This window comes from Yeosuana aromativorans (assembly GCF_014646655.1).
Classification (GTDB): domain Bacteria; phylum Bacteroidota; class Bacteroidia; order Flavobacteriales; family Flavobacteriaceae; genus Yeosuana; species Yeosuana aromativorans.
The window spans coordinates 209859-222376 of the sequence record NZ_BMNR01000004.1 but is presented as its reverse complement, the minus strand read 5'-3'; the positions used below and the strand labels follow the sequence as shown (position 1 = coordinate 222376).

At 29.6% G+C, this 12518-nt stretch carries 13 protein-coding genes; 6 read left to right on the top strand and 7 right to left on the bottom strand.

Annotation, left to right across the window (positions count from 1 at the left end; genetic code table 11):
* Positions 1-10: 10 nt before the first annotated feature.
* From IEW94_RS10105 to IEW94_RS10090, 4 genes are all read left to right on the top strand, one after another.
* A complete protein-coding gene (locus IEW94_RS10105; RefSeq protein WP_188652578.1) occupies positions 11-991 on the top strand; it encodes a GNAT family N-acetyltransferase in 981 nt (326 codons plus the stop codon).
* Positions 988-2091, top strand: a complete 1104-nt coding sequence (locus IEW94_RS10100) for a DegT/DnrJ/EryC1/StrS family aminotransferase (RefSeq protein ID WP_188652576.1) — start codon at positions 988-990, stop codon at positions 2089-2091. The genes IEW94_RS10105 and IEW94_RS10100 overlap by 4 nt, the downstream gene beginning before the upstream one ends.
* A 38-nt stretch (positions 2092-2129) precedes the next feature.
* The gene (locus IEW94_RS10095) at positions 2130-3578 is read left to right on the top strand and encodes an oligosaccharide flippase family protein (RefSeq protein ID WP_188652575.1); all 1449 of its coding nucleotides are present in this window, start codon (positions 2130-2132) and stop codon (positions 3576-3578) included.
* An 88-nt stretch (positions 3579-3666) separates the two neighbouring features.
* Complete coding sequence (locus IEW94_RS10090) at positions 3667-4323, top strand: acyltransferase (protein ID WP_229669502.1); 657 nt, start codon at positions 3667-3669, stop codon at positions 4321-4323.
* Positions 4324-4343: 20 nt separating this feature from the next.
* Here the strand turns inward: IEW94_RS10090 and IEW94_RS10085 are convergent, their stop codons facing one another.
* Together IEW94_RS10085 and IEW94_RS10080 are read right to left on the bottom strand one after the other, a co-directional pair.
* On the bottom strand, positions 4344-4829 hold the full coding sequence (locus IEW94_RS10085; RefSeq protein WP_188652570.1) for an acyltransferase: 486 nt from the start codon (positions 4827-4829) through the stop codon (positions 4344-4346).
* A gap of 12 nt (positions 4830-4841) precedes the next feature.
* Positions 4842-5981 carry a glycosyltransferase gene (locus IEW94_RS10080; protein WP_188652568.1) on the bottom strand — a complete coding sequence of 380 codons (1140 nt, stop codon included), beginning with the start codon at positions 5979-5981 and terminating at the stop codon, positions 4842-4844.
* A gap of 113 nt (positions 5982-6094) precedes the next feature.
* On the opposite strand from IEW94_RS10080, the gene IEW94_RS10075 reads away from it, so the two are divergent.
* Positions 6095-6940, top strand: a complete 846-nt coding sequence (locus tag IEW94_RS10075) for a glycosyltransferase family 2 protein (protein ID WP_188652566.1) — start codon at positions 6095-6097, stop codon at positions 6938-6940.
* A 2-nt stretch (positions 6941-6942) separates the two neighbouring features.
* Positions 6943-7359, top strand: a complete 417-nt coding sequence (locus tag IEW94_RS10070; protein ID WP_188652564.1) for a sugar 3,4-ketoisomerase — start codon at positions 6943-6945, stop codon at positions 7357-7359.
* Here the strand turns inward: IEW94_RS10070 and IEW94_RS10065 are convergent.
* The 5 genes from IEW94_RS10065 to IEW94_RS10045 are packed head-to-tail and all read right to left on the bottom strand — an operon-like array spanning position 7342 to position 12281.
* On the bottom strand, positions 7342-8280 hold the full coding sequence (locus IEW94_RS10065) for a glycosyltransferase family 2 protein (RefSeq protein ID WP_188652562.1): 939 nt from the start codon (positions 8278-8280) through the stop codon (positions 7342-7344). The genes IEW94_RS10070 and IEW94_RS10065 overlap by 18 nt on opposite strands.
* The gene (locus IEW94_RS10060; protein ID WP_188652560.1) at positions 8281-9132 is read right to left on the bottom strand and encodes a glycosyltransferase family 2 protein; all 852 of its coding nucleotides are present in this window, start codon (positions 9130-9132) and stop codon (positions 8281-8283) included.
* On the bottom strand, positions 9104-10255 hold the full coding sequence (locus tag IEW94_RS10055) for a hypothetical protein (protein ID WP_188652558.1): 1152 nt from the start codon (positions 10253-10255) through the stop codon (positions 9104-9106). The genes IEW94_RS10060 and IEW94_RS10055 overlap by 29 nt, the downstream gene beginning before the upstream one ends.
* A gap of 2 nt (positions 10256-10257) precedes the next feature.
* Positions 10258-10941: a cell division ATP-binding protein FtsE gene (locus IEW94_RS10050; protein ID WP_188652556.1), complete on the bottom strand. Its 684-nt coding sequence runs from the start codon at positions 10939-10941 to the stop codon at positions 10258-10260.
* Between the two features lie 14 nt (positions 10942-10955).
* On the bottom strand, positions 10956-12281 hold the full coding sequence (locus IEW94_RS10045) for a glycosyltransferase family protein (protein WP_188652554.1): 1326 nt from the start codon (positions 12279-12281) through the stop codon (positions 10956-10958).
* Between the last annotated feature and the right edge of the window lie 237 nt (positions 12282-12518).

The following is a 12518-nucleotide window of genomic DNA, read 5'->3' as shown; positions in this document are numbered from 1 at the left end:
GTTCAATTAGATGGATGCTAAATATGAAGTTGTAAAATATTCCAAACGTTTCTATGATGATTGGAATGATTTTGTGGCAACTTCAAAAAATGGAACGTTTCTTTTTCATAGAGATTTTATGGAATATCACCAGGACCGTTTTGAGGATTACTCCTTGATGGTTTATCGTGATAAAAAATTGGTAGGCGTTTTGCCAGCCAATAAAGTAAAGAATGAAGTACATTCACATCAAGGATTGACTTATGGTGGTTTTGTACTCTCAAAGGGTATTAAGTTTGAACTTGTTTTAGAGGCTTTTAAAGTAGTATTGAAATTTCTTCATGACAATCAAATTAAGACTTTGGTCTTGAAACAATTACCGTCAATTTATGCTGCTTTGCCTTCTGATGAAACGCAATATCTTATGTTTTTGCTTCATTCTGAATTGATAAAAAGAGATACATTATCGGTCATAGATTTAAATAATAAATTAGAGATTTCCAATAATAGAAAGGAAGGCTTTAAGCGAGCAGATAAACACCATTTAATCGTTAAAGAGGAATTTGCTTTTGATTTATTTTGGAATGAAATCTTGATTAAGAACCTTAAAAAAAAACATCAAACAAAGCCTGTTCATAGTTTAGAAGAGATAACATTATTAAAAAAACGATTTCCAAACCAAATTAGACAATTCAATGTGTATTACGATAATAAAATTGTAGCAGGATCCACAGTATTTGAGACAGCACGCGTTGCACATATCCAATATATTTCAGCTAATGAAGATAAAAGCAAATTAGGTAGTCTGGACTATTTGTTTGTCAGATTAATTGAGAATATCTTTAAAGATAAAAAATATTTTGATTTTGGAATCTCAAACGAAAACCAAGGATTACAAATTAATAAGGGATTGCAATTTTGGAAAGAAGGTTTTGGTGCTAGAACAGTTGCTCAAGATTTTTATAAGGTAAAAACGGAATATTATAACAAACTGGAAAACGTATTTATATGATTAAGTTTTTGGATTTAGCATTAATTAATAAGCGTTTTGAAAACCAATTCAAAAAAGAATTTGAAAAGTTTATAAATTCCGGTCAATATATATTAGGAAACCAAGTGAAACAATTTGAAGAAGAGTTTGCTTCTTATTGTGGAACAAAGTATTGTATAGGGGTCAGTTCTGGACTTGATGCCCTTCAGTTAATTTTTGAGGCTTACAAAATATTGGGTAAACTAAAAGATGACGATGAGGTTATTGTTCCTGCTAATACCTATATAGCGTCAGTTTTAGCTATTAGTCATACTGGTTTAAAACCCGTTTTAGTAGAACCAGATTTAAAAACATATAATATAGATGTAGCAAAAATAGAACAAGCCATTACAACTAAAACAAAGGCAATTTTGGGTGTGCATTTATATGGACTATTATATAATGTTGAAGTCTTAGAAACTTTAGCAAAAAAACATAATTTATTACTGATAGAGGATTCTGCACAAGCACATGGAGCTATTTATAAAGATGAAAGGAAAGCTGGAAATCTTTCCCATGCGGCTGCTTTTAGTTTTTATCCAACAAAAAATCTTGGAGCACTAGGAGATGGCGGAGCCATAACCACAAATAATGATGAATTGGCCGCGATTCTTTTACAATTAAGAAATTATGGGAGAGTTTCGGCTTATAAAAATGATTTAAAAGGATTTAATGGTCGTTTAGACGAATTGCAAGCTGCATTTTTAAGGATTAAACTGGAATGTCTTGATGCAGACAATGATAAAAGAAGAGAAGCTGCAGGATTCTATTTAGATCACATTTCTTCTGACCATATTGTATTGCCATCCATAAAGGATATCAAACAACATGTCTTTCATCTTTTTGTTATAAGAAGTAAGAGACGTGATGAATTAAAAGCATATTTGCAAGCACGGGGTATTGAAACAATGATTCATTATCCAGTTCCCATACACAAGCAAATGGCTTACAGAGAATTTTTGGAATATAAGTTGCCAATTACAGAGCAGATTCATGAAGAGGTCCTGAGTTTGCCTTTACACCATTTGTTAAGTAATAGTAGTCTGCAAAAAGTAACGGAGATGGTTTCAATTTTTAAATAATATTGGATTCTAATAAAAATTCATATAAACAAATCCTAATGGCAACCACTTTGTTTGGTGGAGTCCAATTTTTTAATACTCTGATTTCTGTAATTAAAACAAAAGTGATTACGGTTTTAATAGGGGTTGATGGCTTTGGTATTTTAGGACTGTTTACATCTACCATCAGACTTATTATAGATTGTACCAAGATCGGACTTGATACAAGTGCGGTCAAGGAAATTTCTGAATTTAACTCTAAAGAAGATAAAACAGATGTCTTGCAGTTTGTGGTCGTATTGAACAAAGTCATATGGATTACTGGAATTATAGGCTCGCTTCTTACAATTTTGTTTTCTAATTGGTTAAGTATTTGGACCTTTGGTAATGATCAATATAAATATGGCTTTATTTGGTTGTCAATTGCCATATTGTTTAGTCAACTTTCCAATGGTAAAACGGCTATTTTAAGAGGGACCCATCAGTTGGGTAATTTGGCAAAAGCAAATTTATGGGGAAGCTTTGCTGGATTGGTGGTTTCTTTACCTTTTTATTTTTATCTTGGTAAAAAAGGAATTGTACCTGCTATAATAATGGGTTTTGTAGTTTCTTATCTAGCTTTTGCTTATTTCTCCAAAAGCAACCAAAATAAACCCATAAAACTCGGTTTTAAAGAACTAATTCAAAAAAGTAAAAGCATGCTTTCCCTTGGTGCCACCATGAGCGTGACTTCTCTTTTTGTTGCTTTAACACTTTGGTTGATTCAAATTTACATCAGAAATCATGGTGGTTTGGAGGATGTTGGATTTTATACTGCAGGATTTCTGATAATTAATGCCTATATAGGCATGGTATTTAATGCCATGGGAACTGATTATTTCCCTAGACTGTCCGTAATAAATAAAAATAATATTTTAATAAATAAGGAGGTAAATGAACAGGCAGATGTCGCCATCCTTTTAATTACTCCCATTATAGCTGTCTTTTTGACATTTGCCCCTTTGATAATTAGAATTTTGTATACTAAAGAGTTTCTTGTTATCCTGGGAATGGTAACTTTTGGGGTTTTAGGAAATTTATTTAGAGCCGTTTCGTTTTCGTTGGGATATATCCTCATAGCTAAAGGAGATTCAAGGGTTTTCATTAAAACTTCGTTAGGTTTTAATATATTAATGTTTTCAATATGCATTTTATCCTATAACTTTTTTGGTTTGACGGGTATTGGAATGGGGCTTATGATATATTATATGATTCATTTCATTGTCTTAAAAATTCTAACAAATTCATTATATGGTGTAATTTTAAATAAAAGATTTTATAAAACATTTTTAATTTGTATTGCTCTTTGTACATTATCCTATTTGGGTACTCTTATAGATACCAATTTATTTAGGTACACGACCATGATTTTAATTAGTGTAGCTTCCGGGGTTTTTACGTTGCTTCAATTGCAGAGTAGAATGAATATTAAGGCTTTATTAATAGATTTTTTAAGAAATAAAAATTAAAACGACTTGATAGATGTGGGTATTGGCTAAAAAAATAAAATTCATATGGTCTTTAAACTGGGTTAAGACACTATATTTTAATTTTAAAATGTTTCCTTTTAAAATTGCAATCAAACTTCCTTTTTATTTTTTTGGGAAAGTTAAACTATCAAGTTTAAGAGGTAAAGTTGTCATAGATGCCCCTATAAGACGCGGTATGGTAGGGTTCGGTCAAAAGTTTGAAAAAATGACAAGAAGTAAAGGTACAGCTCAAATTATCTTAAACGGTAAACTTGTATTTAAAGGTCACGCTCATTTTGGCAAAGACGTATTTTTATGCGTTGAAGAAAATGCTTATTGTGAATTTGGATTTATGGGGTGTTTGGGTTCTGATGTTAAACTAATTTGTACTCAAGAAATCATTATAGGTAATTGGGCAGGAATTGGTTATGAATCACAGGTGGTGGATTCGAATTTTCACCCCATGAAAAACACCATTACTGGAGAAAATTTCCCTCTAAGTTCGCCCATTAAAATTGGGAATTATAATGCTATTTCAAATCGGGTATCAATAATGGCAAAAACTATAACACCAGATCATTGCGTGGTAGCATCCAATAGTCTTTGCAATACAGATTATTCCAGTCTAGGTAATAATATTTTGATTGGTGGTGTTCCAGCCAAGCTCATTAAAAATAATTTTGCCAGGGACTGGGAGTCTGAAAAAGAAGCCCTTAAAAAAGCAAAAAGGGTTCGCTTGGATTAATATCATTAATGAATATAATGCTAGATTTTTTTATGAAATTTAGCAGGATTTCCAAACCATATTTCTTTTTCTGGCACATCTTTATTTACATAGGCTAGGGCGCCTAAAATGCTATTGTCACCGATTTTAATACCCTGGTGTAGAACACAATTTGTACCAATGAAAACATTCTTGCCTATTTGGGCTCCACCTATTTGCTTTTTATTTGTGTCTAAGTTGTTGGTCATTACTTTGGGGCATATATAGGTATTGTCACCAACTTTTAAACCTCTTGCTAAGATACTATCATAGCGTATAGTGACATTATTGCCAACTCTACAGTTACCAGATGATGAAACTCTTGAATCTATATAGCAATTCTCTCCAATTATAGTACCTTTTCTTAGTTCTACATAGTTTTTAATAATGGTATTATCTCCAATTATCACGTCATCATCTATTATGCAAAATGACCCTATTTCAACATTCTTACCAATTTTAGCCTTAGGGGAAATTATATTATTCATAAATTAATTTACTTATTTGTTCCAGGTGTCTAAATATCTTTTTGCAATATTAATATAATTATGCTCCCTTTCTATAAACAAACGGGCATTTTTAGAAATCGTTTCTATTTCGTTTGAGTTTAGGATAAGCCACTCTAACTTTTTAGCAATATCTTGGCTGTCTGGTAATGCATTTATGGCTACGCTGTTTTCTTCTAAATTATAATATTCTAGCCAATCTTGTTCTGCTCCAGTAAAAACCACTTTACCCTTGGCCATGGCTTCTAGTGCATTGTAGCCTTGGTCATAAGCATAAACTTGGTCCAATAAAATATGACAACTTTCATAATGCTTGATATAATGGTTATATGGCATATTTTCAGCAGTAATTATTTCAACTTTGTCTGGATATTTTTTTTGAATGATTTCTAGGGCCTCTTCAAAAAATACATTTCCTTTTTTTATGTAATTTAACCTATTAATGCCATGAAAAATCTTGATTTTTGAGTTGAAATTATTTTTTATATAATGTATTTTGTCTGTGTTAATAGGATTGGGTATTAAACCTAAATATTTTTTATTATTTAATAATGGGATGTGGTAATCTAAATCTGACGCAATGACTCCTTCTACATTTTTGTATAAAAAAACATGAAGTTTATAAAATGATTTTTTTAGATACTTTAATATGAATGCATACTTTTTTTTTAATTTTGGATTATGTTGAAGCGGTGTTAGTATAGAATACTTGAATTTTTTTTCGGCTGCATATTTTACACTCAAATAATCTACACCACAAGATAAAAGAAATATTTTTTTGTTTTGTTTGAAGAACTTTTTAAGCAACCAAATTTCCAGTTTAGGACTTGTTTTTAAACTGTTTTCGTTTATTAGCTGAACCACATCATAATCTTTCAATTCGGGCAGAATTTTGTAGAATTTATAAGCGCATTCCATTTCAACTAAACTAAATTTAACAATTTTGTGTAACGCTTTAGCTATAAGAAAAGGGATGCGTTTTCTAAAAAATGTGGCGTCAATATTAATATCTACAGGATATTTTTTAAAATTATCACCATTGCCAATCAAAGTGACACTATGATTTAATTTTAATAAGCCTTCTTTAAGGCTATTGTGTAGCCGACTATATTCCCCTACCATTAAAATCTTCATTTTATTTTATACATTTGTTTTGTTTATTTTTATTGTAGGTGAGATACATTCGACAACAATGTTGTTGGGATGACATCAACTTTTTACCACACTTGTTTCAAAGATAGTTTTAAATGGTCAATTTAGAAAATAAAGGATTTCCTGTAGAAATACTCATTTCTACCATGTATAGAACATCACTTTCTTTTCTTCATGACATGTTTCCTAATGGTAAGTATTCCAACTATAAAATTTTGATCGTAAACCAAACTTCTGAAAAAGAGTTGTTAATTTCAAATGAAAATAATGTACGTGTAATCAATTCGTTTGAAAGGGGGTTGGCAAGAAGTAGAAACCAAGCTATACAAAATGCTGAATCTGATTTTTGTTTGTTTTCAGATGATGATGTGACTTATTTCGAAGGTTTTGATTCTGTCATAGAAAATGCTTTCAAAAAGCATCCTGATGCTCACATTATTACCTATCAAATGGTTAATGAGAGTGGAATGCTATATAGTGTGTATCCTGATGTTATTGTTCATAATAGAAAAACTGTTAGTACTGTAAATTCAGTAGTCATTTCATTTGACAGAAAAAAAATACTAGCAAGCAGCGTCTTTTTTAATGAGATCTTTGGATTGGGATCAATATTTGAAACGGCTGATGAGTATGTCTTTTTAAGAAGTGCTTTACGAAAGAACTTAAATGTTTTTTTTGAGCCAAAAACAATTTTGAAACATCCTGACTTTAGTTCTGGAAAAGCTGTTGGGTCTAATAAAATTGTATTTGCTAGGAGTGCAGTTTTTTATAAGTATAATGGGGCAATAACGTATTTTAAATTGATTTGGCATCTTCTTTTATTGATAAAAAATAATGATTTAGGAATCAATCAATTTTTTGAAAAATACCAACAAGGATTAAAAGGGATAGGCAAATACAAATCAATATTAAAAATGGGTTTAGAAACCCGCCAGAGTTAGAAATGGATAAAAAAAGCTTTACACCTAAAATTATAGACATCCCTAAAATAATTGATAATAAAGGGAGAGGTAATTTGTCAGTTATAGAGAAAGATAGTATTCCTTTTGATATTAAACGCGTTTATTATTTATATGATGTGCCCAGTGATGCTTACAGAGGAGGACATGCACACAAAGAACAATTGGAGTTTTTAATTGCTTTAAGTGGCAGTTTTGAGGTTATTTTAGATGATGGCTTAAAAAAAACAAAAGTAATGTTAAACAAGCCTAACAAGGGGCTGTTGATACCCATCAAAATTTGGCGTGAGTTAGAAAATTTTTCTTCAGGTGCAGTTTGTTTGGTGCTTGCCTCTGATGTGTTTGATGAAGATGATTACATAAGAGATTATGGAGATTTTAAGTTATTTAAAGGCAGTTAAATAAATGTTTTTTTTGATTAAATATTTTTGAAATTGTTTTATCAAAATTAAAATGGGTTTCGAGCAATTTAATAGTATTTTTTGTTTTAAATTCAAGTTTCTGTAATCTATTTGCTTTTTAAGTTTTTGATAAATTTTATTATCACCTTTTATTTTGCATCTTAATGCAAGGGCATAACGGTTGACATCTAAATATAATTTTAATGAAGCATTGTTTTTTTCTTCTTCCGCAAAACTGTTTATGAAATCGTATCTTATATCATTGTATTCTTTTTTGGAAAGACTATTTTTTACATGAATTTTGTAAGCCATTGTAATTTTTGGGTTGAAACTTACTTTATATTTTAAAGCAAATCTAATCCACAAGTCTAAATCTTGTGCTGTTTTTAAATGAGTCCTAAATTGACCAATAGTATTAAAAATGGTTTTAGAAAAACACACAGCAGAAGTCCATGCGACAGGGTTTACAATACTAGCCTTAAAAAAATCCGGAACCAATAAGCATTCTTCTTTATAATCTAAATTGATTTGTGCTGGCCTGTTAACTGTCTCGGTGTAAAAAACTTCATAATTATTGCAATAAAGTCCGGCGACAGGAAATAATTCAATTTGTTTTTTCAATTCGGCCAAATGATTGTTATACCAATAATCATCGGCATCCAATAAAGCAATATAATCAGCTCTTGCATTTTTTATTCCAGAATTTCTTGCTGAACTTACGCCATTATTTGTCTGTTTGATAATCTGAATTCTTGAATCGGTAAATTGAGATAGAATTTGAAAACTATTATCAGTGCTTCCGTCATCAACTACTATGATCTCAAAATCTGTAAAGGTTTGATTGAGTACACTTTTTATGGTTTTTTCAACGAAAGCTTCTTTATTGTACAACGGGACAATTACTGAAAAAAAAGGCTTCATTTATGATTTTTTAAGTTTACAAAAAAAAGCTAGACGGTAAAAGTCAAATAATAATAATGAAGGATAATTTGAATTAAAATTTTTCATTAATGTTCCCTTTATTTTTTCAAAAACAAAAACCAAGATTTTTTCTAACTTAAGTTTTTTTGTTATGAGGTAGTATTTATATAAACTATGATGTGAACTTATTATTTTGCAGTCATTAATTAATACAATTAAATTAGCTAGTGAATCTTCTGTTTTATTAATGAATGTGTTAGCATCATCAGCAGCATCATGAATAACAGGATTATCTATTTTAATGATACTGATGTTATTTTCCATAAGGGCATCAAAAAAAAGTACATCTTCATAACCATAATTTTTAATAGATTCATCAAAAGGATGTTTGTCAAAAATATTTTTTTTAATTAAAAAATTAGAAGAACACAAGGCATTTCTTTCTCTATATCTTGTATAGATCCATCGTAATTTGAATGGTTTTTTGGGAGGATACTCTTTATGCTTCATACCTCCATTTACTACATCTTCTTCTTGAAAATTAATGTAATTTTTAATAAAATCTTTTTTTTCAGGAAACGTTCCAGCATCTATAAAAAGCAAAGATTCATACGTAGCAGACCTGGCCAATAAATTTCTAATAGAACTGCGCCCGATATTATTAGATAGTTCTTTGAAAATACAATTACTTAATGTATTTATAGGACTATTTTTAGAATTTAACGGCGATTTAGATCCATCATCATAAACCAATATTTCAAAAACAATATTGCTGTCAATACATTGCCTGTGAATTTCCTTGACCAAAGGGTAGACAAAATAGTTATATGTGGGAATTAAAATAGACAGCATTTTTAGGATTTGGTTTTTTTAAAAAATCTAAAGTTAAGTATGTTATTAAAAAAGGCATCATAATATTAAAGTAGCTAATATCAAAAGATGAATTAAAAATACTGGAATAAAATCCTTTATATGCAATTCTAAGTGCAAAAGCCATTGAAATGGGTATTAATAAAAAAATATAACTGTTTTTTAATAATGATTTTAAGTCTTTAATAAGTTTTGAAAAAAATATTGGTATTAGTATTGTAATTAAACTAATAATTGTGGGTAGTTGTCTGTCTTGAAGTTCAAAAGGATTTTGTTTTTTAAAATTTTCCAAGCTTTCAACATTGTGGAAGCATATAAATGAAAAAATGAGTATTGTTAACAAGCCCACAACAATGAATTTTATTTTTCTCTTAAAGCTAAACTTACAAAACCTTTCAAACAATAACAGTGTGAGTGGGATTATGGCTATTAATCTGGTTAAGATTAATGAAGTTGATAAAAAGGATAATCCGATTGTGTTAATTCTTTTGTTCTCGGAAAATTTGTGATATATAAAAATCATGAATGCCAAAACAATTATAAAGTTAGACATTATGTCGCTCTTTACATATATTTCCCATAAATAACACGGGGAAAAAATCAAAATGACCAAGGACACAAATCTAGCTTTGTAATTTTCTAAACAATAAAACATTGTAAATGCAAATAGTAGAAAGCTAAAGGATTGTAAAAATCCAATATTACCTAATAGATAAAAAGGAATTCCTATGAATATGAGTGTGGGTAGATTTGATGTCCTGCCTCCCATATGATCTATTGCAGAATAAGGGTATTCATTATTTAATAATGCTTGAACTCCAGCCTCCATTGCAGACCATCTATCAACATTTAATAAATTACCATTGATCTTGTTGTTAAGATAAATGGAAAATAAGAAAAAGAAAACAGTTATTATTAAAAAAGAATATTTATAGAATGTGTCTTTTAATGAAATTTTATTGATTAAATTAAAAAATAAAAAAGTAAATAATATATAGAGACATGTAAATAAATATTCATTAAAGATTGGTAGCCTAGAAGTGTATTTTAAAACAAACAATGAATTAACAAAAAGGTATGTTAAAAAAGAAAATTTTAACTTCATTTTTATTGTTTTCTTTGCACCACTTCGTATACTTCGTTGTTGTCACATTTCAATGTTTTGCTAGGGTATTTTAGCAATAAAGCATAGTCATGGGTTGCCATTAGTATGGTGTTACCGTTTTTGTTAATGTCTTGTAAAACTTCCATGACCTCAATACTGGTTTGCGGATCCAGATTTCCTGTGGGTTCATCAGCAAGAATCAGTTCTGGATTGTTGAGCAAGGCTCTTGCTATCGCAACTCGCTGTTGTTCGCCACCTGAAAGTTCGTGCGGATATTTAAACCCCTTGGTTTTCATACCTACTTTATTTAAAACCTCTTCAACTCTTTTGTTCATGTCGTTTTTGTCTTTCCAGCCCGTGGCCTTTAAGACAAAAAGCAAATTCTCATTAATAGTTCTATCGGTAAGCAATTTAAAATCTTGAAAAACAATACCTAATTTTCGTCTTAAAAAAGGAATATCCTTGTCTTTCAGTCCTTTTAGATTATGCCCCACAATTTGACCTTCCCCTTCTGTGAGTGTTAGATCACCGTAAAGGATTTTCATAAAACTGCTTTTCCCAGAACCGGTTTTGCCTATTAAATATACAAATTCACCTTTGTTGACTTCAACATTGACATTTGAAAGCACTAGGCTGTCACCTTGCGAAATGGATGCGTCTTTTAATTGTAATATAGGAGTTGACATAAACTTTCTGAATTTTAGTTCAATAAAAAAATCTTTTTCACATTGGACAATTTTGAGATGACAAAGTAAACAATTAAAGCGAAAAACGGAAAACTGAATCTCGAATTTGACCCATAGGCAACCATGGCCTGTAACAATGAACCACAAAGAATTGTGCATATGATCAAGAAATCCATATTTAACTGTTTTAAATCATCTCTAATAAAAAATAATAAGTGAATCAACCCTAAAACCAAGAATATGATATTAAAAATAAATAATAGATATCTCATAAAATATAACCAAGCCCAAACGATAAATCCTTTTATGTAAGGGTTAGTTATCTTTTCTGGATTCCAATATATATTTGTGGGTTTCCAAAAATCTATCCATGAAATGAAGATTTGTTTTAAATATAACTGGGGATATTCCATAATTAATCTTTTTGAAATATCTCCTAGTTTATAAGATAGGTCTTGAGGGCTAAGTTTTGTTTTTTTTAATAATTCATCATAAGCAAACCAGACAGACATTGGGTACTTTTTAGGATCATGTTTTAAAATAGAGTCTCTGTGCTTTACAAAAATATCTCTTATTAATTTGTCGTTGTCTGGTGCCTTATCAAAAAATGAAGTTGCAGTTTGTGATAAATTTATTCCAAAATAATAGGTGTTTGTAAAATAGCCAATATTTTTTTTGTTTAAAGAGTTCCATGAAAAATAAGTAATAAAAGGAATAATTAAAACAATAAAGCCTTTTAGAAAAGAAATGGATTTTAATTGTTTAATCAAGTAAAATAATGTAAATCCAACAGGCAGATAAATAAGCATTGGTTTAGTTAAATACATCCAACTAAAAATTATAGAAAGAACAACATAATTTTTTATTGGGGATTTTGCTTCGAGTAACTTGAATTTTTGAATATACCAAAAGGTGAGAATTACAAGAAAGACTGATAAGGCTTCGGTTAAAATTGCAAATTCAAAAAAGATAACATGTAAGAAAGATGTATATATGATGGCTATCCAAAAGGCAAGTGTTATATTTTTTGTTTTCAGTCTACTAAAATCATAAATTAAATAAGTACTTAGGACACCAATCATCAATTGAAATAAGATAGTAATTATTAAATTATTGTTTGCAACTGCAATTAAAAGGGGAAAACCTGGAGTTCGTTCACCAGTATAATTTTCTAAACTAAAATGAGATAAATAATTACTTAAATTTATATAATTTTGAGAGTCTGGATAGATGGTTATAGCCTGATAAATCAATACTATTGCTAACCGTATTAAAATAGCATAACATATTATGCTTTTTACAGGGTGATTGTAAATAAATAGACGTATTTTTTTTATCATTTAAGTGACATTCATTCTATTTCATAAAGGGTTGGTCTGAATTTTAATATGATTTTCCTTGTCGTAATGAGAGTTAATAAAAAATATTAGTCATTTAAATGGTCAAAGAATTCTTAAACAGAAATTTATTATTTGTAAATGTATTACTAAAAACTCAAAACTTAAAAAAGTAAGGCCTGAAAGTTTTTTGGTATTTGAGCTTTTTCAAATATGACTTTTCAACTTTTAATAACTCGG